Below are 22,707 nucleotides of genomic sequence, written 5' to 3'. Positions count from 1 at the left end.
AGCGAGGGAGCGAGGGCGGGCTATCCCTTGTGCGGCCGCTCGACGCGGGCGAGGCGGGTCGCGGAGAGCGCATATGCCCCGGCCACCGCAAGCGTCAGCAGCGCGCCCAGAACGACAGCGGCCGGGAACGGGGCGGTCCCCGCTCGGAAGAGACCGACGACGGCCTGAACCGCGAAGAGCACGGAGAGGACCGCGCTGGAGAGAGCCGTCGTCGTCATCCGCCACCACGGCCGCGGCGCCATGCTCTCTCCGGGACCACGGAACACCCGCGCGGTGAACACCACCAGCGCGATGACCGCCAGCAGCGACCAGACATATCCGGCGAACAGATCCATCACGGCGAGGACGACCCCGAGCATCGGGAGGATGAGCAGGGCTCCGACGACGATCCCGGCCTTGGCCGATGGTGCGCGTACACGCATCGCTCCCTCTCCTCTCCCCCACACGACAAAGAGCACGTTACCCGTCGAACGCACGTTATCCGTCGAGAGCACGGGATCTCGTCGAGCGCACGGCTTCTTCACGCCAGGAAGCCGTGCACTCGACAGGAAGCCATGCACTCGGCGGACGGGGTCAGCGCTTGTGACGCTGCACGGCCAGGGTCACCGTCGCGGAATCGGCGGGAGCGGGAGCAGGAGAGGCGGCGGCGAGGTCGGGGAGACCCGCGGAGACCGCCTTGCGTGTGCGACCGATCGCTCGGCGAGAGAGCGCCCACTGCAGGCCGTAGCCGATCGCGAACACCATCAGCGTGAAGATCAGCGCCATCGCGGCCCCCTGGTCCGGCGCATACAGCTGTGCGGACCGCGGGTTGATCATGGCGTAGATGTACATCGACAGCGGCCGCGACGACGGGGTCGCCAGGAACGCCGGGAGCGTGAACTCATTGGTGCCGAGGATGAACATCTGGATCCACACCGCCATCACGGTCGGCATCAGCAGCGGCGCGATGATGCGTCGGAATCCCTCGAACCGACTCGCTCCGCTGGTGAGCGCCGCCTCCTCCAGCTCCGGCCTGATCTGCAGCGTCGCGCTGTACGACGAGCGGTAGGCGATCGACACCCGGTAGGAGTACGCGATCACGAGCGCGAGCAGCGTGCCCGCGATCGGGATGTACGGGTTGATCACCATGAAGGTGAGGAACATCGCGAAGCCGGCGATGGTCGCGGGGATCGCGACCGATGAGGAGGCGAACAGGTCCATGGCCTTCACCCACCCGGTCTTCTTGCTGCGGGCGATGCCGTAGGCGAGCACCGTTGCGAAGACCACCGCGATCGTGGCGCTGCCGCCCGCGATGATGACCGTGCGTCCGAGCGACACCCAGAACTCGGGGTCGGCGAGCACCGTGCCGAAGGCGCCGAAGTCGGTGCTGCCGAGCATCGCGTCGATCGAGAACGCCACCGGATAGGGCGTGATCGCCGCCCACAGCAGAGCGAGCAGAGGGAGGATGCCGGTGAGCAGGATGAACACGGCGACCAGCAGCATGACCGGGATCTTCCACGGCCCCATCCGCATGGTCGACGGCCGGAAGCCCTTGCCCGACACCGAGGCTCTGCGCTCGGCGTTGCGTGTCGCCCGCAGATAGATCGCGAACGCGACGGTCGTGATCACGAGGAACACCAGCCCCCATGCGGCGGCCAGACCGTACTGCGGCAGTTCGCCCGCGTTGGAGCTGATGAGCGTCCAGAGCTTGAGGGCGAAGATGTCGCGTCCCGACTCCTGGCCGAACAGCAGCGGCACCTCGAGACTGCCGAGGCCGAGGATGAAGGTCAGCACCGTCACCCCGAGGAGCCCCGGCCACAGCATCGGCAGCGTCACTCGACGAAGCGTCTGCGGCCAGGAGGCCCCCGAGACCCGCGCCGACTCCTCCAGCGAGCCGTCCATGTTCGTCAGGATCGGCACGATCATCAGGTACGGGAACGTGACGTTCGTGAGCGCCTGGATGAAGATCATCGTCGGGAACGCATAGGGATCGATCGGCACGTCGCTCGCGAACGGCAGCAGCCGCAGCAGCTGGTTGAGCACACCCGACTCGGGCGACAGCATCAGCAGGTAGGCCTGGGCCTTCACGATCGGCGGAATGATGTACGGCACGATCACCAGCACCGAGATCAGACGGCGCCACGGGGCATCCGTGCGCACCGTGACCCAGGCGAGGCCGAACGCCATCAGGAGCGTGAGCAGCGTGGACCCGCCGACGAAGGCGCCGGTCGCGCCGAGCACGCCCCAGAAGTCTTCGCGCAGCTGCCACAGGGTGACGAAGTTCTCGACACCCCACTGGGCCGACGAGACGCCGAAGGGCAGGAACGGACCACGGAACGCGGTGATCACCTGGACGATCAGCGGCACCGCGAGAAGGATGAAGATAACCGCGCCCGAGACGATCATCGCGATCGTCATCGTGGTGGGACGCTTTCGCCCCGTGGTCCGTCCTGCCTTGAACATCGTTATCCGTTCAGCGCCTTGTCGGCGGCGTTGATCATGGCCTGCCAGTCGTCACGAGTGGCCTGCGTCTCGGTCTCGGCGCCGTTCTCGAGGCCGAGCAGCAGCGCGTCGGAGTTCGTCTTCATGAGCCCGGTGGACTCGGCGAAGGTCGCGGCGGGGAGACCGGCGAACGGCACCTGCGTGCTGGCGAAGCGCTCGTCCGTCATTCGGAGGCTGATCCAGTCGGGGTCGAATGCGTTCCACAGGGTCCACAGCGCGGCCCCCGGCTTGTTCTTGGCGTCGGAGTTGACGCCGGAGAACTGCGCCCAGACTCCCGCGTGCTCGAACGGTGAGACCTGCAGCGCCGGGTTCGGGTTGAACAGCGTCTGGTTGAGCGCGATCGGCACGTCACCGCTCGACAGCGGAGCGCCCTGGTCCTCCAGCAGCTTCAGGTTGCCCGACGACAGGAGCTCGTCGATCAGCGAGACCATCTTGTCCTCGCCCTCCGCCATGCCGTATCCGGCGAAGACCACCGCGTTGTATCCGGCGACCGACACCTTGTCCTTGTATTCGGGGGCGAGCAGCCTGTCGAGCGTCTCGGGCACCGCGGTCACCTTGTCGGTGTTGTACTGGATGAGCGTGCCGTTGATGCTGTCGGGCATGAGCTCGGGGGCGCCGATGGTCAGGAACTCCTTCGGAACGCCGAAGCTCTCCCAGTCGACCTTCTCCCAGAAGCCCTCGTCGTACATCGCGGCCATCGAGGTGATCGAGCCGGACACCACATCGGTGTTGCGCGAACCGGTCGCCTTCGCCGAGATGATCGCCGACGACAGGTTGTACGTCAGCCCCCTGGTCTCGACCTTGATGTCGGGGAAGCGCTTGTTGAACTGCTCGATCACGTCAGGCGACAGCTCGTACCAGTCCCAGATGACCAGGGTGCCGCCGTCAGCCTTCTTCGCCTCTTCGTAGAGGGCGTCGAGCTGCTTGTCGATCTCGGGCCAGTACTCGTCGTAGAAGTTCTCGCAGCGGGTGATCGCTCCGACTTCCACGGCGTCGCAGGTGGCCGACGCGGCGTCGCCCTCGAGCGCGCTGTCACCGCCGCCGGCATCGGTCGAGGTGTTACATCCGGTCAAGGCGAGCGCGAAGACCGCCGTGATGGCGACAGCTCCCAGTGTTCTCTTCATGATCTGAATGTCCTCTCTGACATCAGGTGTGTGATTGCGGGTGTGGTGCGGGGTGGATCAGGCGCCCAGCACGCGGCAGGCGTGCGAGACCAGTTCGAGGAAGACCCTGCCGCCCTCGGGGGGTGTCGCGAGTGGCGCTCCGCGTCCGACGATCGTGGCGACGGGCTCGCCATCGGTGAGCACTTCGGCCTCGTACTCGACGATCTCGCCGAGGAACTCCACCCGCACGATGCGCACGGGAAGGACGTTCGGGCGATCGATGTCGGTCTCATGCCAGCGCACGGTCTCGGGCCGGAATGTCAGCGTGACCTCGTCGCCGATCGAGACCCCGTCGGGCACCGGCGTCTGCAGCCGGGTGCCGAGCGCCTCGACCACCGCGTCGCCGGCGCCGTCACGATCGATCACCACGGCGGGGATCATGTTCGCGCGACCGACGAAGTTCGCCACGAATCGGTCGGCCGGCTGGTCGTAGAGCTCGCGGGGTGACGCCTCCTGCACGATGCGTCCGCCGTTCATCACGGCCACCCGATCCGACATCGACAGCGCCTCGGATTGATCGTGCGTGACGTAGAGGGCACTGATGCCGAGGGTGCGCTGCAGGCTCCGCAGCTCGTTGCGCATGGTGTCGCGCAGCTTGGCGTCGAGGTTCGACAGCGGCTCGTCGAGCAGCAGCAGACGCGGTCGGTGGGCCAACGCACGAGCGAGGGCCAGGCGCTGCTGCTGACCGCCTGAGAGCGCGGTGGCCGGGCGCTGCGCGAGATGATCGAGCTGCACGAGCTCCAGCGCCTCCATCGCCCGCTTGCGCGCCTCCTGCTTCGGAAGCTTCGAACCCGCGACCTGCAGCGGGAAGATCGCGTTGGCGAACACCGTCATGTGCGGCCAGATCGCGTAGTTCTGGAACACCATGCCGATGTCGCGCTTGTCGGGCGACACGTGCGCGGTGCCGGTCGACAGCACGTTGCCGTCGAGCGAGATGACGCCGCCGTTGCTCCGTTCGAGGCCGGCGACACAGCGCAGGGTGGTGGTCTTGCCGCATCCCGACGGGCCGAGGAGCGAGTAGAACGTCCCGGGCTCGATCGTGAACGTGACGTCCTTGACCACGGGGACGGCGGCGCCGTCGAGCTCATAGTCCTTCTTCAGGGCGTCGACGACCAGTCGACCGCCTCCGGAGCTGACCGTCATCGGAGTCCTCTCGTCCTTCGTGCTCGTGGTCGGATTCGTTCTGGATGTTGGATCCACTGCGATCGCCGCCATCATCGTCCCTCTCTCACGACAGAACCCGCCGTCTGCGGGGTGACCGGGGCTCCCCAGGCTCGCGGCTTCTCGAAGAACACCACGACGACCGCGCACACCGCGAAGGCGATGGCCGAGAGCAGCAGCGACTGCGACATGGCCGCGGCCAGTCCGATCCCGTCCTTCGTCGACAGCTCGCTCCCCGGGTGGATCGCCCCTGGCACGAAACCGGTGATGTGCGCGGCGAGCGTCACGTTCATCAGCACCGCCAGCAGCGCCGATCCGATCACGGACCCCATCTGCCTGGTGGTGGAGTAGACGCCGGATCCCGCTCCTGCTTGCGTGTGCGGGAGATTGCGGGTGGCCGTCGACGCGAGCGGACCGAACATCCCCGATACGCCGACGCCCAGCAGCGCCGAGGGCAGAAGCAGGAGCCAGAACGGGGCGTCGATCGTCATCGTCGCCGCATACCAGGCCATGGCCACCGCCGAGATGACGAAGGCGGCGAAGGTGACCCACCGCGGACCGATCCGGTCGCTCAGCTTGCCGACGAACGGCCCGAGCACCCCCGAGACGACCGCCATCGGTGCGAGCATGAGCGCTGCGAGCGTCGGGTCGAGCCCGCGGGCGACCTGGAAGTAGAAGGCGAGGGGGACGGGCATGGCCGTGATGCCGACACCGACGAGGAAGATCGTGGCGTTCGCGACCGAGAAGTTGCGGTCGCGGAAGAGGCTGAGGGGCATGAGGGGCTCTGCACGATTGACGCGCTGCCACACGACGAAGAGCACCAGGAGCACGGCTCCGGCGACGATGACGCCCCACACGGTGACCGGACCGAACATCACCCCCCAGTCGTAGACCTCGCCCTCCTGGATACCGAAGACCAGCAGGAACAGTCCGAGTCCGGACAGCGCGACCCCCACCACGTCGAAGCGGTGCGGGTGTCCTTCGAGATCGGGGACCAGACGCCAGGCGACGACGAAGGCGACGATCCCGACAGGCACGTTGACGAAGAAGATCCACTCCCAGCCGACGGTGTCGGTGAGCACGCCGCCGAGGATCGGGCCGACGAGCGTCGCGAGCCCTCCGACAGCGCCCCACGCCCCCATCGCCTGACCCCGACCGCGCGGCGGGAACACCCGCGCGATGATCGCCATGGTCTGCGGCGTCATCAGCGCGGCACCGAAGCCCTGCACGGCGCGAGCCGCGATGAGCATCTCGATGCTGCCCGCCAGACCGCACGCGAGCGAGGCGAGGGTGAACAGCACGAGCCCCACGAGATAGACCCGCTTGGGACCGAAGCGATCCCCCAGGCGACCGGTCACCAGCAGGGGGACGGCGTAGGCGAGCAGGTAGGCACTGGTGACCCAGATGACCGTGGTCAGGTCGGCGTCGAACGCCGCGAGGATGACCGGGTTGGCGATCGCCACGATCGTCGTGTCGACGAGGATCATGAAGAAGCCGATGCACAGCGCCCACAGGGCCGGCCACGGCCTAACTGTCTGAGTCATGGATCACTTTCGGGAGGGATCGTCAGGGGGCGGGAGCCGGTGTCCGTCCACTCAGCCCCTTATGTGGAGGACGGACACCGGAGTTTCCGGGAAGAGTTCAGTCTTCGGTGGCGGGGAGACCGACCACGGGTTCACCCAGCAGCGGGGTCGACACCGCGTAGATGCCGTGGTTGGCGAAGAGCCAGATCACGTTGCGATCCCACTCCACGAAGATGCCGTGCACGGGTGCGGCGAGGTCATCGTCGTCCTTGAGGCCGATCGGAGGGACGAAGTACGCGCCGACCTGGGGGTTCTCCGGGTCGCGCACGTCGAAGATCTGCAACCCCGCGGCGTAGAACGCGTAGGGGATGACGCCGCCGTGCGGTGTGCCCGTGTTGGTGAAGTACCCCGAGCGCTTGGGCCCGAACGACCCGCGGCGCTGCGCCCAGTCGGTGAACGCGGCCTCTGCCGGCGGCGTCGGGCGCGGCAGCGTGCGCACGACCCGCGGGTTCGTCGGGTCGCTCACGTCGATCTGATAGATCTCCTTGGCCGGCTCGTAGCAGTCGGTGTTCATCGGGTAGCCCGAGACGTAGACGTAGCCCGTCTCCTCCACCTGGGTGGTGTCGACGTTGTCGCCCTCGGTGCCGGCGACGCTGACCGGCAGGTGGCACCAGCCGACGTGGTGGATGTTCGCGGGATCGGACACGTCGAGCACGAAGAAGCCCTGACCACCCTGGGCGGCGTAGCCGTACTTCCATCCGGACTCGACCGAGCGCGGCAGGAAGATGCCCATGCGCGAGCCGAACCACGAGGTCTTGTTGTTCCAGCGCTCGTTGTCCGCGAGGTACTCGGAATCCGCCTCCTCCCCGGCACGGGAGCCGGGCACCCACCAGTTCGAGAGCAGTTCGGGCTTCGCCGGGTCCGACACGTCGTAGGCCGCGTGTCCGGCGGTCCACAGCGTGGTCTTGTACGGCTGGTTGGTGAAGGTGTTGTCGGGCGCGGTCGCCACGAACAGGTACTTGTCGCCGTAGTAGACCGGAAGGTCGAGCACGCCGTTGCCCTCCTGGATCTCGTCCGGCCCGTGGTTCGGATCGGTCGAGACCTCGGTGAGGAGGGTCCAGTCGCGGGGGCTCGGGCCGTTCATCTCCCACGTGCGGAAGCCGCGCAGGCCCTCCCACTCCTTCAGCTGGCCCTCGACGGTGTCGTCGATCCACTTGTTGGCGACGCGCCCCTTGAGGAAGTACCGCGGAGTCTCGCTCGCCTGGATCGCGATGTGCTTTCCGAGCTTCTGGTTCCACTGCACCGTGGTGGCGCCGAACTGCGGGCGGGGGTCGTCCCAGCCCCACTGCTCCTCGTCGACGATCGTCAGGTCGCGAGGGTCGGTGATGTCGTAGAGCTTCCAGTGGTTGCCGCCGCCGTAGTGGAGCATGAGGCGACGGCCGTCCCAGTCGTAGATGCACTGCCACGAGTGACTGGTGTTCACCACGATCGGGTAGAACGCCTCGGCCTTGGCGTTGAGCGCATACGTCTCGGGGTCGCGGTAGTCGAGCTGGCCCGGCCAGTCGATGAAGACGTCGCGCGGGACGGACGGCGTGTGCGCCGGCGGCAGGAAGGTACCGTCGGGCTGCATGCCCCAGCTGGAGGGATCGGGATCGGCCGGTTCACCCTCGACGCGCTGGAAATCCTCCGGGCGGTACTTCTTCGCATCGGGCACGTAGGGAGAGCCGGCCATGTCGCCTCCATTGGCTGAATCGGGTGAGATCGTCACGACGTGGTGTCGTTCTCATCAGGTTCGTCCCGGTGAAGCGATGCTGTCCAATATCCATACGGGTCAGAGCTATGACCGTTCGGGCATATCAGCCGGCGAAGCGCGGCTCCGTCTCCGCGTAGTCCCGCTCGAGCTCCGCCAAGCGGGCGCCCTCTTCGCGAAGATGGGTCAGCAGCGCGGTGGCCGCCGGCGACGGCGCCCGATCCTTCGGCACCGTCACGCCGACCGAGCGGCGGATGGAGCTCAACGGCGTGGGCATGATCCGCAGCTCACGGTCGTCGACGGCGATGAACATCGGCAGCGCCGCGATCACGTCGGTCGAGATCAGCAGGGTGCGCAGTGTCAGCATGGAGGTGCACTCGACGCGGTCGGGCGGCAACGGCAGCCCCTCGTGGAAGAAGACCGCTTCGAGCTCGGCCCGGAGCGCCGTCTGGGCCACGGGGAAGATCCAGGGATACGCGATCAGCTCGGCGAGGGAGTTCGCCTTGACACCGCCGAGCACCGGATGCCCGGCCCGCGCGACCAGACGGATCGGCTCCAGGTGCAGTCGCTCCTGCTCGAGCCGCACCGGCACCGTCGGCGAGAGCCGCCCGACGGTCAGGTCGAGGTCGCCCGCGAGCAGCAGCTGCTGCAGGGTGTCCGGGGTGCCCTCGCGCACCACCACGGTCAGCCGTGGATGCTCGGCCTTCAGGGCCGCGATGGCCCGCGGCAGCAGCAGGTTGGAGCCTGCGAGGTGCGTGCCGACGGTCACCGTGCCGAGCTGCCCCGACTGCAGCAGCCGCACCTCCTCCCCCGCGGCGCGCAGCTCGGCGAGCACCGAGCGGGCGCGCTCGATGAACGAGTGCCCGTATTGCGTCGGGCGCACGCCGCGCGGCAGCCGTTCGAACAGCGGCACGCCCAGCACCTCTTCGACCTCGCGGAGGCCGCGGGTGACGACCGGCTGGGTGATGTGCAGCGACTCGGCGGCGCGCACCAGGGTGCCTTCGTCGGCGATGGCGGTGACGAGGACGAGGTGGCGGATCTTGACCCGCCCGTCGAGCAGTCGATCGGTGACCATGATCCGGACTATAGCCGTACGGGCATGGCAGTGCATCAAGAGAGTATTTGTCGGCATCCCTCGAACGTTCCTAGCCTGAGCCCATGCCTTCCGAGACGATGACGCCTCCCCTCCGTGCCTCCGAGCAGGAGCGAGCGCCCCGCGCGATCCACAACATGATCGCCGGCGAGCGCGTGGAGGGCATCGCCACCTTCGCGAAGGTCAGCCCGGTCGACGGCTCGGTCATCGCCGAGGTGCACGAAGCCGGCACCGAGCAGGTCGACCGCGCCGTGGCCGCCGCGCGCGCCGCGTTCGACGGACCCTGGGGACGGATGACGGTCGCGGAGCGCGCCCGTCTGCTGCGCGGTGTGGCCGACGCGATCGACCGCCGCGCCGATGAGCTCGTCGCGGCCGAGGTCGGCGACACCGGCAAGCCCGAGGCACTCGCCCGCGACCTCGACGTGGCCCGTGCCGCCGCGAACTTCCGCTCCTTCGCCGACACGGTCTCGACGGCAGGCCTCGACTCGTTCCTCACCGAGTTGCCCGACGGCCGGCGCGCCCTGAACTACGCCGTGCGCAAGCCGCTCGGGGTCGTCGCCGTGATCGTGCCGTGGAACCTGCCGCTGCTGCTGCTCACGTGGAAGCTCGCTCCCGCCCTCGCCACCGGCAACACCGTGGTGATCAAGCCCTCGGAGGAGACGCCGTCGTCGGCGACGCTGCTGGCCGAGATCCTCGCCGAGGCGGGGGTGCCCGCGGGGGTCGTGAACGTCGTGCACGGTTTCGGCGCCGATTCCGCGGGCGAGGCCCTCACCACGCATCCGGGCATCGACGGGGTCACGTTCACCGGCGAATCGTCCACCGGATCCGCGATCATGCGGGCGGTCGCGCCGCGGGTGCGCCCGGTCTCGTTCGAGCTCGGCGGCAAGAACGCCGCGCTCGTGTTCGCCGACGCCGACCTCGATGCCGCCGTCGCCGGGCTCGCCCGCTCCACGTACCTCAACACCGGCCAGGTGTGCCTGTGCACCGAGCGCATCTACGTGCAGCGCGCGGTCTTCGATGAGGTGGCCGCGGGCCTCGCCGAGCACGCCGCCCGTCTGCGTCTGGGCCGCCCGGAGGACCCGGCCACGACCACCGGTCCTCTCATCTCGCAGGCTCACCGTGAGAAGGTGCGCTCGTACTTCGACCTCGCCGTCGCGGAGGGGGCGACGGTGCTCGCGGGCGGCGGCATCCCCACGCTCGGCGACGGACTCGACGGCGGATCGTGGATCGAGCCGACGCTGTGGACCGGCCTCGACAACAGCAACCGCACCGTGCGCGAAGAGGTGTTCGGTCCCGTCGCCGCCCTCATCCCCTTCGACACCGAAGAGGAGGCGATCCGATTGGCGAACGACACCGACTACGGCCTCGCCGCGGTCACCTGGACCACCGACCTGACCCGCGGACACCGCGTGGCGCAGCAGATGCGCACGGGCATGTCGTGGGTGAACACCTGGTATCTGCGCGACCTGCGCAGCCCCTTCGGCGGCGTCGGACTCTCGGGCATCGGCCGCGAGGGCGGGCACCACTCGCTCGAGTTCTACACCGAGCCGACGAACGTGTGCGTGCAGCTGTGACCGGCCTCCCCGAGTCCGACGGTGTGCGTGCGGCCGACGAACGGCTGCGACGCGCGGCCGAATCGGGGCACCCGTGCGCCCCGGTGCGCGACCTGCTCGGCGAGACGGATCAGGATGCCGCGTACGCCGTGCAGTCGCTCGGCATCGCCCGCCGCCTCGACGAGGGTCGACGGGTCGTCGGCCGCAAGATCGGCCTCACCTCCCCCGCCGTGCAGACGCAGCTCGGCGTCGACAGCCCCGACTACGGGGTGCTGCTCGACGACATGATGTTCGCCGACCGCGAGCCGATCGACCTCGCCCGCTTCCTGCAGCCGCGGGCCGAAGCCGAGGTCGCCTTCGTGCTCGGCAGCGACCTCGACTCCCCCACCACCCATGTCGCCGACGTGATCCGTGCCACGGAGTTCGTGCTGCCCGCGATCGAGGTCGTCGACTCCCGCGTGGCCGGGTGGGACATCCGCATCACCGACACGATCGCCGACAACGCCTCCAGCAGGGCGGTCGTGCTCGGCACCACGCCTCGGCGCCTCGACGGGTTCGATCTGACCGCGCTCGCCATGACGCTCGACCGTGAGGGCCGTCCGGTCTCGACCGGTTCGGGGGCCGCATGCCTCGGCAGCCCGGTGATCGCGGTGGCCTGGCTCGCCCGCGAGGTCGCCCGCCGCGGGCAGCCGCTGCGCGCCGGCGAGGTGATCCTCTCCGGAGCCCTCGGCCCCATGGTCGACGCGACCGCCGGGGTGTATCGCGCCCGACTCGACGGTCTCGGCGAGGTCCGTGCCGACTTCTTCGGCACGGCATCCGGAAGAGCGTCGGGCACATCATCGGAAGGGGCTGCGGCATGACCGTCGGCATCGCCATCATCGGCTCGGGCAACATCGGCACCGACCTGCTCATCAAGGTGAAGCGGCTCTCGACCACGCTGCATGTGGTCGCGATGGCCGGCATCGACGAGCACTCCGACGGCCTCGCCCGTGCGCGACGGCTCGGAGTCGCCACCACCCACGAGGGCGTGGACGGACTGATCGCGATGCCCGAGTTCGCCGACGTCGAGCTCGTGTTCGACGCCACCTCGGCCGGCGCCCACGCCCGCAACGACGCCCTCGTGCGCAACGCCGGACGCCTCATGGTCGATCTGACCCCCGCCGCGATCGGGCCGTACGTCGTGCCCGTCGTCAACCTCGACGCCCACCTCGGTGCGACCAACGTCAACATGGTCACGTGCGGCGGCCAGGCCACGGTGCCGATGGTGGCCGCCGTGTCGCGCGTCGCCCCGGTGGCCTACGCCGAGATCGTCGCCTCGATCGCCTCGAAGTCGGCCGGTCCCGGCACCAGAGCGAACATCGACGAGTTCACCGAGACCACGGCCCGTGCGCTGGAGGTGATCGGCGGCGCCGACCACGGCAAGGCCATCATCGTACTCAACCCCGCCGACCCGCCGCTCATCATGAGGGACACGGTGTTCTGCCTGGTCGAGGGCGACCCTGAAGCCTTGGATCGGGATGCCGTCAGCGCCTCGGTCGCCGACATGGTCGCCGCGGTGCAGGCCTACGTCGGGGGCTACCGGCTCAAGCAGCAGGTGCAGTTCGATGCGGTCGACGAGCCCTACGTGCCCGCACTCGACCGACCGTTCCGCGGGACGCGCGTGACCGTCCTGCTGGAAGTCGCCGGCGCCGGCCACTATCTTCCGGAGTACGCGGGCAATCTCGACATCATGACCTCGGCCGCCCTGCGCACGGCCGAACGACTCGTCGCCGAACGGACAGGGGTTCCCGCATGACCACCTCATCTCCCCGCGTCTACGTGCAGGACGTCACGCTCCGCGACGGCATGCACGCCATCGGCCACGGCTACACGACCGACCAGGTGCGCGATATCGCCCGTGCTCTCGAGGCGGCAGGCGTTGATGCCATCGAGGTCGCGCACGGCGACGGCCTCGGCGGTTCGAGTGTGGCTTACGGACAGGGAGCGCACACCGACTGGCAGTGGATCGAGGCGGCGGCCGAGGTGCTCGACCGCGCCGTCCTGACCACCCTGATCCTTCCCGGCATCGGCACGATCGACGACCTCGCCCGGGCCCGCGACCTCGGCGTCGCGAGCGTGCGGGTCGCGACGCACTGCACCGAGGCCGACGTCGCCATCCAGCACATCACGTGGGCGCGCGAGCACGGCATGGACGTCTCGGGCTTCCTGATGATGAGCCACCTCAACGACCCGCGCGGTCTCGCGGAGCAGGCGAAGATCATGGAGGCGGCCGGCGCACACTGCGTGTACGTCACCGACTCGGGCGGACGCCTCACGATGCGCGACGTCGCCGACCGCGTCGACGCCTACCGCGAGGTGCTCGACCCCGGCACGCAGATCGGCATCCACGCGCACGAGAACCTCTCGCTGAGCGTGGCCAACAGCGTCACGGCCGTCGAGCACGGTGTGTACCGGGTCGACGCCTCGCTCGCAGGGCAGGGTGCCGGAGCGGGCAACTGTCCGATCGAGGCGTTCATCGCGGTTGCCGACCTGCTCGGCTGGGAGCACGACTGCGATCTGTTCGCACTGCAGGATGCGGCGGAGGAACTGGTGCGTCCGCTGCAGCGCCGCCCCGTCCGCGTCGACCGCGAAACCCTCACGCTCGGCTACGCCGGGGTGTACTCGAGCTTCCTGCTGCACGCCGAGCGCGCGGCCGAGAAGCACGGCCTCGACGCCCGCGACATCCTCGTGGAGCTGGGCCGCCGCCGCATGGTGGGCGGCCAGGAGGACATGATCGTCGACGTCGCGCTCGACCTTGTCGCCACCCGTTCGGGGGTGACCGCATGACCGCGGACGCGGTGTTCGCCGCCGCGCTCGACACCGCGCAGCGCACCGCGACCGCGATCAGCCAGCTCTCCGCATCCGCAGAGGTCGATCTCGACACCGCGTACGCCACGCAGCATGCACTGATCGCCCGTCGGATCGCCCGCGGCGAGCGCCTCACGGGCCTCAAGCTCGGGTTCACGAGCCAGGCGAAGGCGCAGCAGATGGGCGTGCATGACGTCATCGTCGGCAGCCTCACCGATGCGATGCGCCTCGACGACGGCGCGCTGTTCGACCGGCGGTCCGCCATCCACCCGCGCATCGAACCCGAGGTCGCGTACCTGCTCGCCGCGGACTTCGACGGCTCCGAGGTCGACCGTCCGTTGAGCGAGGTCGTCGCGGCCGTCGCTCCCGCACTGGAGATCATCGACTCCCGGTACCGGGACTTCCGTTTCCGCCTCGCCGATGTCGTCGCCGACAACACGTCGGCCGCCGCGTACGTGATCGGCCCCTGGACCCCGTTCGTCCAGGCCGGTGCGCTCGACAACAGGGCCGTACGGCTCGAGGTCGACGGCAGGGTCAGCGCGACGGGCTCGACGGCGGCCATCCTCGGCGACCCCGGCCGTGCCATCGCGGCAGCCGCACGCCTCGCCTCCCGTCACGGCTTCACGCTCCGCGCCGGCACGGTCCTGCTCGCCGGCGCCGCGACCGCCGCCGTCCCGCTGCCCGACCAGGGCACGGTCGAGGCGACGATCACCGGCCTCGGACGCGTCTCCATCCACACCCACGACGGATCCGACAGCCTCGAGAAGGGATCACGATGACAACATCACGCGGCATCCTCGTCGAGGGCAAGGCGACGCCCCGAGGTCGCTTCCCGCATGCCAAGGTCTCCGGCGACCTGGTCTTCGTCTCGGGCACGTCCAGCCGACGCCCCGACAACTCCATCGCCGGAGCGGAGGTCGACGAGTTCGGCGCGACCCGGCTCGATGTCGCGGTGCAGACCCGCGCGGTCATCGAGAACATCCGCGAGGTGCTGGCCGCCGCCGGCTGCACCCTCGACGACCTGGTGCAGGCGACGAGCTTCCTGGTCGACATGAACGACTTCGCTCCCTACAACGCGGTCTGGGCCGAGTACTTCGACGAGCAGGGACCCGCCCGCACGACGGTCGCCGTGCATGCCCTGCCGCATCCGCACCTGCGCATCGAGATCCAGGCGATCGCGCGCCGCCCCGACACAACGATCGAACACAACACCGCTGACCACACCACCGCTGACCACAACACCGCTGCCACTCTCGAGGAGGAGAAATGAGCACCATCCCACCCGTCATCCCACCCGTGATCGATTTCCCGGCCTGGATCAAGGAGAACGAGCATCTCCTGAAGCCGCCGGTCAACAACAAGGCCGCCTGGACGCCCCTGGGCGACTTCATCGTGCAGGTCGTCGGCGGCCCGAACCAGCGCACCGACTTCCACTTCGACCCGTACGAGGAGTGGTTCTACCAGTACCGCGGCAACATGCACGTGAACATCCAGACCCCCGACGGCCTGCAGCGCATCGACATCCGCGAGGGCGAGATGTGGCTGCTCCCCGGTAACGTCTTCCACTCCCCGCAGCGCCCCGAAGAGGGCTCCATCGGCATCGTGATCGAGCGCATCCGCGAAGAGGGCACGCTCGAGAAGTTCGCCTGGTTCTGCCCGAACTGCAATGCCAAGGTGCACGAGGTCGAGCTGCAGGTGCGCGACATCGTCGAGGACCTGCCGCCGGTGTTCCGCGACTTCTACGAGAGCGAAGAGGGGCGCACCTGCCCCGAGTGCGGCGCCGTCCACCCCGGCAAGGGCTGAAGCCCCTTGGGCACGATCGACGTCCACACGCACTTCGTGCCGAGTTCCTGGCCCGACCTGTCGACACAGGTCGGGCCGGGTGTCTGGCCGACCCTGCGGGTGGATTCCGAGCGCGAGGCGATGATCATGCTCGGCGAGACCGAGTTCCGCCGCGTCGGCGACGACTGCTGGGATGCGTCGGTGCGCGTGGCCGACATGGACGCCGACGGCGTCGAGATGCAGGTCGTCTCTCCCACGCCGCTGTTCTTCTCCTACGACAAGTCGGGTGACGAGGCCGTCAAGGTCGCGCGCATCTTCAACGACCTCGCTCTGGAGATCTGCGCTCCGGCCCCCGGCCGGCTGATCCCGTTCGCACAGGTCCCCCTGCAGGATCCGGATGCCGCGTGCGCGGAGGCCGACCGCGCGATCGCCTCGGGCCACGCCGGTGTCGAGATCGGCAACCACGTGGGCGACCGCGACCTCGACGACGAGGGCACGGTGACCTTCCTGCAGCACTGCGCCGACAGCGGCATCCCGGTCTTCGTGCATCCGTGGGACATGCCGGGCTCCCCTCGTCTCGACCGCTGGATGGCCCGGTGGCTCACCGGCATGCCCGCAGAGACGCACCTGTCGATCATCGCGATGATCCTGGGCGGGGTCTTCGATCGCGTCCCGCCCACCCTCCGCCTGGCGTTCGCGCACGGCGGCGGTTCGTTCGCGTTCTGGCTGGGCCGGTTCGAGAACGCCTGGCGGCAACGCCCCGACCTCATCGGCGTCAGCGAGCGGCCGCCCTCGGCCTACCTGGACCGTTTCAGCGTCGACAGCGTCGTGTTCGACCCCGTGGCCCTGCGCGTGCTGGTCGAGACCCTCGGCGCCTCCCAGGTGATGGTGGGCAGCGACTACCCCTACCCCCTGGGCGAGCGACCCGTCGGCGGCGTCATCGACCGCGCCGACTTCCTCGACGAGGCGCAGAAGAGCGCCATCCGCCGCGACAACGCCCTGCGATTCCTCGGGCGCTGACCCGCATGACCTCGAACGGACCCGCCGCATGAGCACCACCTCCACCCGCCCCGCCATCGACCGCGCGACCTGCACGGCCCTCGACGATGCCGATCCGCTCGCCTCGATGCGCGAGCGCTTCGTGCTGCCCGACGGTGTGATCTACCTCGACGGCAACTCGCTCGGAGCGCTGCCCCGCCACACCGCGGCGCACCTGCAGCGCGTGATCACCGAGGAGTGGGGCACCGGCCTCATCCGCAGCTGGAACGATGCCGGGTGGTTCGCCAAGCCGCGCACGATCGGCGACCGCATCGCGCCGCTCGTCGGAGCGGATGCCGGAGAGGTCGTGCTCGGCGACTCCACGTCGGCGAGCCTGTTCCAAGCCGTGGTCGCTGCGGTCAGACTCCGACCGGGACGACGCGTGATCGTCGCAGAGCGGGGCAACTTCCCCACCGACCTCTACATGCTCGAAGCGGTGCAGGAGCTGCTCGGCAGCGGAACGCCCCTGGAGCGCCGACTGATCTCCGACGACGGCCCCACGCTCGACGACGTGCTCGACGATCACGTCGCCGTCGTCGTGCTCACCCAGGTCGACTACCGCACGGGACGCATGCACGACATCGCCGAGGTCACGCGCAAGGTCCACGCCGCCGGCGCCCTCGTGGTCTGGGATCTGTGCCACAGCGTCGGTGCCGTGCCGATCGACCTGAACGCCGCCGACGCCGACTTCGCGGTCGGCTGCACCTACAAGTACCTCAACGGCGGCCCCGGTTCGCCCTCGTTCATCTGGGCGGCCGCTCGGCATCACGATGCCGCCCGCCCCGCCCTCACCGGCTGGCACGGCCACGCGCGGCCGTTCGACTTCACCGTGGACTACACCCCGGCCCCGGGCATCGAGCGGTTCCGCGTCGGCACCCCGCAGCTGCTCTCGGTGGCCGGACTCGAGGCGAGCCTCGACATCTGGGACGACGTCGACCTGGAGCTCCTCCGCGAGAAGAGTCTGCGGCTGACCGAGCTCTTCATGTCGCTCGTCGACACCCGCCTCACACCGCGCTGGGGCATCGAGCCGGTGACCCCCCGTGAGTCCGCCCGCCGTGGCAGCCAGGTCTCCCTCCGACACGAAGACGGCTATGCGGTGATGCAGGCGCTGATCGAGCGCGGAGTGATCGGCGACTTCCGCGCCCCCGACCTCATCCGCTTCGGGTTCACACCGCTCTACACCTCCTACACCGACGTGTGGGATGCGATCGACGCGCTGGAAGACGTGCTGCACAGCGAGATCTGGCGTGAACCTCGCTTCGCACGTCGCGGCACCGTCACCTGAGACACCGTCACCTACTCGCACACCTGCATGACTCCTGCCCGGATGGATGAACGGACTGGTGTGCCGAGTCATGCATCCGTGTAGGAGTCATGCATTCCCCCCAGGCGTCAGGCTCCGTCGCCGGCAGCCTCGGTCGCCGCCGCGTCGAGCAGTGCGATGACCCCGTCGCGCACGTGGTTCAGGTGCGACTCGAGCACGCGCAGAGCCTCGTCCACATCTCCAGCTGCCACGACGTCGATCAGCTCACCGTGGGAGTGGTCATGTGCGCCGGGAGAGACCAGACGCCAGCCGAGCACGTAGCGTCCGAGCTTGAGCCGCAGCTGCTCGATCATCTCCCACATCACCGGCCGGGCCTCGGCGTCGTAGAGCGTCGCGTAGAACTCGGTGCGGGCCTCGACGAACTCGCCGCCCTCCGAGATGTCGTCCGCCGTCTTCGCGAGCTCCCGCAGCCGGCTGACCCGCTCCGGGGTGATCTCCTCCATCGCCAGGCGCAGCGCGTCCTTCTCGAGCAGCGTGCGCAGGTGGTAGACCTCGGTCGCCTCCTGCACCGAGAGTGCCCGCACCATCGCGCCGCGGCGGGCATGGAAGACCACGAGGCCGTCGGCCTCCAACTGGATCAGGGCGGAGCGGATCGGCAATCGCGAGATGCCGATGGACTCCGCCAGGGTCTCCTGCCGCAGCTTCATCCCCGGAGGCAGGGTGCCGTCGAGGATCGCATCGCGGATGATGTCGTAGGCCATCGCTCCGACGGACCGGTATCCGGCTCCATGTCGCTGCGCGAGCTTCTGCAGAGCCTCGGCCCGTTCCTTGGGCGACGCGGCGTTCCCTGATTGCACCATGGGAGCGAGAGTATCGGATCATCCCGGCCAACTCTGCATTCTGGATCCAAAATCACCTCGCGTCGCGGGACCACTGCCGCGCCTCGGCGTGCGCACGCCGGGGCGCCCGGGACGCATGTCGGGCCGGGCACGCCGAGTCCACCCGCGGGGGGACGAGGATCACCCCGCGGGAGGATGCCCCGGCACCCTCGACCCGGCAGGCTCGAACTGTCGATCGTGTCGCCGAAGCTCAGTCGCCTCTCGTCGCGCTGAGCCGGAGCCACAGGATCCGGCTCAAGTGACGAGGGTCGGGTGACCACAGGCGGCTTCCGCGTCGCGCGCGTGCTTCTCGGCCTGCCGCAGCGACCCAGCCGAAAGCACCTCATCGCTCCATGTCGTTCCTCACACGCAGCAGTCTCAAGAACCGCCTGATCCTCTCTCTCGCGACGCTCGCCGTCGTCGTCCTCGGCCTGATATCGATGGGTTCCCTCAAGCAGGAGCTGATGCCCTCGCTGCAGGCTCCGATGGCGTTCATCTCCGCACAGTCGCAGGGCCTGGCACCCGAGGAGATGGCGAGCAGCGTGACCGAGCCGCTCGAACAGGCGGTGCGAGCGGTTCCCGGTGTGACGAGCGTGACCTCGACGACATCGAGCGGCAACGCGCAGGTGCTCGTCGAGTGGACCTTCGGCGAAGACGACGAGGAGACGCTGCGCACCATCCGCAGCGCGGCCGAGTCGCTGAAGCCGAGCTTCCCCTCGGACACGGAGGTCAGCGTCGCGTCCGGCGGTGCGGGCGACCTGCCGGCCATGGCACTGAGCGCCGGCACCAGCGGCGACCAGGAGGCGTTCGGCGATGCGCTCCAGCAGACCGTCGTCCCGGCGCTGAAGGGCGTGCCGGGTGTGCGCGACGTCACACTCGCCGGCCAGGAGACGCAGCGCATCACGATCGACCTCCGCCCTGCCGACGTCACCCGCCTGAAGGTCGAGCCCTCGACGCTCGGACCGATCCTCGAAGCGCATGGCGCCGCCCTCCCGGCTGGACAGGCGGATTCCGCCGAAGGCCCCCTCTCGATCACGGTGGGGTCGCGTCTCGCGACGCCGGAAGACATCCAGGCGCTCCCGGTGCCCACGAGCGAGGGGGCCGTCACGGTCGCGGAGTTCGCCGACGTCACGGTCGAGACCGTGCCGGCGGAGACCATCTCGCGCGTCAACGGCAAGCCGTCGCTCACGCTGCAGGTGATGCCGGCACAGGGTGCCAACGTCGTCGACATCTCCCACGGCGTGAACGCCGAGCTCGACCGGCTCGCGCCGATCCTCGACGCCGAGTTCGTCACGATCTTCGACCAGGCCCCCTACATCGAGCAGTCGATCCACGACCTCTCCGTCGAGGGCGGGCTCGGTCTGCTCTTCGCGGTGCTCGTGATCCTCGCGTTCCTGCGCTCGTGGCGCTCGACGGTCATCGCGGCCGTGTCGATCCCGCTGTCGCTGCTGATCACCCTGGTGGGCCTGTGGTGGAGCGGCAACACCCTCAACATCCTCACCCTCGGCGCCCTCACCATCGCCATCGGACGTGTCGTCGACGACTCCATCGTGGTGATCGAGAACATCTCCAGACGCCGTGGTGACGGCCCGCTCACGATCGACGGCATCGTCGCCTCTGTGCGTCAGGTCGCCGGGGCCATCACCGCCTCGACACTCACCACGGTGGCGGTCTTCCTGCCGATCGCATTCGTCTCGGGCATCGCCGGCCAGCTGTTCCGACCGTTCGCGGTGACCGTCTCGATCGCGCTTCTCGCCTCGCTCGTCGTCTCGCTCACGATCGTGCCGGTGCTCGCATCCTGGTTCCTCAACAAGGCTCCGAAGCAGCGCGCCGCCGACGCAGACACGGCTCAGCCCGCGGCCGAGGGCATGACGACCGACGCGGCTCCTGCCGCCGCAGCCACCGCGGTGGCGGCAGAGGTCGCGGCTCCTGCCGCGGCGACCGTCTCGCCGTCGCCGTCTGCGGAGAGCGACGTCCCGTCCGAGCTCGACGAGATCCACACCGCCCCCGACCGGCTGCAGCGCACGTTCATGCCGGCGTTGAACGCGACCCGTCGTCACCCCGTGATCACCCTCGTCGCCTCCGCGCTGCTGCTCGTCGCCACGCTGGGGATGACACCGTTCATCCAGACCGACTTCCTCGGTTCCTCCGGCCAGGCCACCCTGCAGGTCGTCCAGACGCCCCCGAAGGAAGCCACCGCCGACCTGGTCGCCGCGGCCGAGCCGGTGGAGAAGACTCTCGGGAAGGTTCCGGGCATCGCCGACATCACCACCTCGATCCCGGTCCCCACTCCCGGCACCCCGGCGTCGATCACGTACGACCTCCGTCTGAAGGACGGCTCCGACGTCGCCGAGGTCGAATCGGAGGTGCAGAAGGCGCTCGACGGGCTTCCCGACAGCGGTGAGATCGACCTCGCGTCGCAGGACGCCTCGCTGGCAGGTGCCGGTGACGGCATCGACCTGCAGATCCAGGGCAACGATCCGGCAGCATTGCGCACGGCGAGCGACCTGCTCGAGAAGCAGCTCGCCGACGCCGACGGCGTGCGCTCCGTGAAGAGCGAGCTCGCGGGCGAGCAGCCGGTGCTGCGGGTGAAGGTCGACGAACCGTTGGCCGCGCGCCTCGGCTTCGACCGCGCCACGATCGCGAAGGCCGTGCAGGAGGCACTCTCCGGCACCACGGTCGGCACGCTCATGTACGAGGGCCGGGAGCGCGACATCGTCGTGCGCACCCCTGGTGCGGCGCGCACCGCCGACAAGATCGGTGAGATCATGCTCCCGGTCACCCCGCAGCAGACCGCCGAGGCGCAGAAGGCGGCAGCGGATGCGCTCCAGGCCAAGGCGGAGGCGAAGGCCGCAGAGGCGAAGACCAAGGCCGAGAACGAACTGAACTCGCAGATCAACACCGCCACGAAGCAGCGCGCCGAGCTCGCCGGCCAGATCGGGGCCCTGAACAGGCAGCTCGCCGAGCTTTCGGCGGCACCGATCGTCCCCGAAGACCCGCTGAGCCCGGATGAGGAGGCCGTGCTCAAAGCGCAGACCGAACGCGCCGAGCAGCTCGCGGCGCTGCAGGGTGCGATCGAGGGGGCCCAGTCCGGCGTCGCGGCGGCGGACGAGCAGATCAAGGCCCTGCGCCAGAGCCGCAGCGACGCCGCGGCCCAGCAGGCCGAGGCCGATGCCGCCGAGGCCGAGCAGAAGGCGGCTGCCGAGGTCACCGGCACGGCGATCCCGCTCGCCGCGATCGCGACCGTCGAGGAGGAGCTCACGGCGCCGACCATCACGCGCGCCGAGGGCGAGCGTCAGGTCACGCTGACCGTGACCCCGGAGAAGGGCGGCCTCGCGGCTGCCGGTCGGGCGATCGACAAGGCGATCGCCGACACCGATCTGCCGGCGGGAGTCACCTTCCAGCAGGGCGGCGCGTCCGCACAACAGGATGAGGCCTTCAGCCAGCTCGGACTGGCGATGCTGGCCGCCATCGTACTCGTGCTGCTGGTGATGGTGGCCACCTTCCGCAACTTCCGCGGACCCCTCGTGCTGCTCATCTCGATCCCGTTCGCAGCGACCGGCGCGATCCTCGGCCTGCTCCTCACCGGAACCCCGATGGGTCTTCCCGCCCTGATCGGACTCCTGATGCTCATCGGCATCGTCGTGACGAACGCCATCGTGCTCATGGATCTCGTGAACCGCCTTCGTGGTGCGGGAGCGAGTCTCGACGAGGCGGTGGAGCATGGAACCCGCCTGCGCCTGCGACCGATCCTGATGACGGCGGCCGCGACCGTGTTCGCGCTCGTCCCGATGTCTCTCGGGCTGACCGGCGGCGGAGTGTTCATCTCGAAGCCGCTGGCGATCGTCGTGATCGGCGGCCTGGTGTCGTCGACGCTGCTGACTCTGGTTCTGGTCCCGGTTCTCTACACGCTCGTGGAGCGCAGTAGGGAACGCCGGATCGCCAAGCGCGCCGAGCGACGAGCCCGGCGCGAGGAGCGTCGTGCCGCTTCGGCCGAGACGTCGACGGACATCTTCGAGGTCACGTCCGAGAAGCCGTAGCCCCGAGGCACGGCGACGTGCGGCACATGTCGGGAGAATCGGGCGGATCCCCTGCGGACCCACCCGATTCTCCCGACTTCCGCGCTTTCTCCAGGCATCCGTCCCGGGGTACGGGATCGGGGCGCTGGCTCAGG

At 69.1% G+C, this 22,707-nt stretch carries 18 protein-coding genes; 10 read left to right on the top strand and 8 right to left on the bottom strand.

The window, feature by feature from the left end:
- Window positions 1–20 precede the first annotated feature (20 nt).
- The 7 genes from ACLFA2_RS09240 to ACLFA2_RS09210 form a co-directional block, all read right to left on the bottom strand.
- Window positions 21–422, bottom strand: coding sequence for a hypothetical protein (locus ACLFA2_RS09240; RefSeq protein ID WP_021201472.1), 402 nt, complete (start codon window positions 420–422; stop codon window positions 21–23).
- 151 nt (window positions 423–573) lie between these two features.
- Window positions 574–2,397, bottom strand: coding sequence for an ABC transporter permease (locus ACLFA2_RS09235; protein WP_167540723.1), 1,824 nt, complete (start codon window positions 2,395–2,397; stop codon window positions 574–576).
- Window positions 2,398–2,444: 47 nt separating this feature from the next.
- Complete coding sequence (locus ACLFA2_RS09230) at window positions 2,445–3,605, bottom strand: ABC transporter substrate-binding protein (protein WP_426622441.1); 1,161 nt, start codon at window positions 3,603–3,605, stop codon at window positions 2,445–2,447.
- A 57-nt stretch (window positions 3,606–3,662) separates the two neighbouring features.
- A complete protein-coding gene (locus tag ACLFA2_RS09225) occupies window positions 3,663–4,787 on the bottom strand; it encodes an ABC transporter ATP-binding protein (RefSeq protein WP_021201469.1) in 1,125 nt (374 codons plus the stop codon).
- A gap of 71 nt (window positions 4,788–4,858) precedes the next feature.
- Entirely contained in the window at window positions 4,859–6,349 is a 1,491-nt protein-coding gene (locus ACLFA2_RS09220) for a DHA2 family efflux MFS transporter permease subunit (RefSeq protein WP_031208211.1), read from the bottom strand.
- 97 nt (window positions 6,350–6,446) lie between these two features.
- Window positions 6,447–8,060: an LVIVD repeat-containing protein gene (locus ACLFA2_RS09215; protein ID WP_426622440.1), complete on the bottom strand. Its 1,614-nt coding sequence runs from the start codon at window positions 8,058–8,060 to the stop codon at window positions 6,447–6,449.
- Between the two features lie 124 nt (window positions 8,061–8,184).
- Window positions 8,185–9,153 (bottom strand): LysR substrate-binding domain-containing protein, encoded by a 969-nt coding sequence (locus ACLFA2_RS09210; protein WP_426622439.1) that lies wholly within the window; start codon window positions 9,151–9,153, stop codon window positions 8,185–8,187.
- Window positions 9,154–9,236: 83 nt separating this feature from the next.
- On the opposite strand from ACLFA2_RS09210, the gene ACLFA2_RS09205 reads away from it, so the two are divergent.
- The 9 genes from ACLFA2_RS09205 to kynU are packed head-to-tail and all read left to right on the top strand — an operon-like array spanning window position 9,237 to window position 17,676.
- Window positions 9,237–10,745: a 2-hydroxymuconic semialdehyde dehydrogenase gene (locus ACLFA2_RS09205; RefSeq protein ID WP_401065620.1), complete on the top strand. Its 1,509-nt coding sequence runs from the start codon at window positions 9,237–9,239 to the stop codon at window positions 10,743–10,745.
- Window positions 10,742–11,584: a 2-keto-4-pentenoate hydratase gene (locus ACLFA2_RS09200; RefSeq protein ID WP_426622438.1), complete on the top strand. Its 843-nt coding sequence runs from the start codon at window positions 10,742–10,744 to the stop codon at window positions 11,582–11,584. Before ACLFA2_RS09205 ends, ACLFA2_RS09200 begins: the two co-directional genes overlap by 4 nt.
- Window positions 11,581–12,519, top strand: a complete 939-nt coding sequence (locus ACLFA2_RS09195) for an acetaldehyde dehydrogenase (acetylating) (protein ID WP_021201463.1) — start codon at window positions 11,581–11,583, stop codon at window positions 12,517–12,519. The genes ACLFA2_RS09200 and ACLFA2_RS09195 overlap by 4 nt, the downstream gene beginning before the upstream one ends.
- Window positions 12,516–13,550 carry a 4-hydroxy-2-oxovalerate aldolase gene (gene dmpG, locus ACLFA2_RS09190; protein WP_347124089.1) on the top strand — a complete coding sequence of 345 codons (1,035 nt, stop codon included), beginning with the start codon at window positions 12,516–12,518 and terminating at the stop codon, window positions 13,548–13,550. Before ACLFA2_RS09195 ends, dmpG begins: the two co-directional genes overlap by 4 nt.
- Complete coding sequence (locus tag ACLFA2_RS09185) at window positions 13,547–14,350, top strand: 2-keto-4-pentenoate hydratase (RefSeq protein WP_426622437.1); 804 nt, start codon at window positions 13,547–13,549, stop codon at window positions 14,348–14,350. The genes dmpG and ACLFA2_RS09185 overlap by 4 nt, the downstream gene beginning before the upstream one ends.
- Entirely contained in the window at window positions 14,347–14,841 is a 495-nt protein-coding gene (locus ACLFA2_RS09180) for a RidA family protein (RefSeq protein ID WP_021201460.1), read from the top strand. The genes ACLFA2_RS09185 and ACLFA2_RS09180 overlap by 4 nt, the downstream gene beginning before the upstream one ends.
- A complete protein-coding gene (locus tag ACLFA2_RS09175) occupies window positions 14,838–15,374 on the top strand; it encodes a 3-hydroxyanthranilate 3,4-dioxygenase (RefSeq protein ID WP_426622436.1) in 537 nt (178 codons plus the stop codon). Before ACLFA2_RS09180 ends, ACLFA2_RS09175 begins: the two co-directional genes overlap by 4 nt.
- A gap of 6 nt (window positions 15,375–15,380) precedes the next feature.
- Window positions 15,381–16,373, top strand: a complete 993-nt coding sequence (locus ACLFA2_RS09170; protein ID WP_021201458.1) for an amidohydrolase family protein — start codon at window positions 15,381–15,383, stop codon at window positions 16,371–16,373.
- A 28-nt stretch (window positions 16,374–16,401) separates the two neighbouring features.
- On the top strand, window positions 16,402–17,676 hold the full coding sequence (gene kynU, locus ACLFA2_RS09165) for a kynureninase (protein WP_347124098.1): 1,275 nt from the start codon (window positions 16,402–16,404) through the stop codon (window positions 17,674–17,676).
- A 107-nt stretch (window positions 17,677–17,783) separates the two neighbouring features.
- On the opposite strand, the gene ACLFA2_RS09160 is transcribed toward kynU, so the two are convergent.
- A complete protein-coding gene (locus ACLFA2_RS09160; protein WP_021201456.1) occupies window positions 17,784–18,515 on the bottom strand; it encodes a GntR family transcriptional regulator in 732 nt (243 codons plus the stop codon).
- Window positions 18,516–18,886: 371 nt separating this feature from the next.
- Here ACLFA2_RS09160 and ACLFA2_RS09155 point away from each other — a divergent pair, with 371 nt between their 5' ends.
- Complete coding sequence (locus tag ACLFA2_RS09155) at window positions 18,887–22,573, top strand: efflux RND transporter permease subunit (RefSeq protein WP_426622435.1); 3,687 nt, start codon at window positions 18,887–18,889, stop codon at window positions 22,571–22,573.
- The last annotated feature ends 134 nt before the right edge of the window (window positions 22,574–22,707 follow it).

It is taken from the genome of Microbacterium sp. As-52 (genome assembly GCF_049949185.1).
Taxonomy (GTDB): Bacteria; Actinomycetota; Actinomycetes; order Actinomycetales; family Microbacteriaceae; genus Microbacterium; species Microbacterium maritypicum_A.
This window is presented reverse-complemented; position numbering and strand designations above follow the sequence as displayed.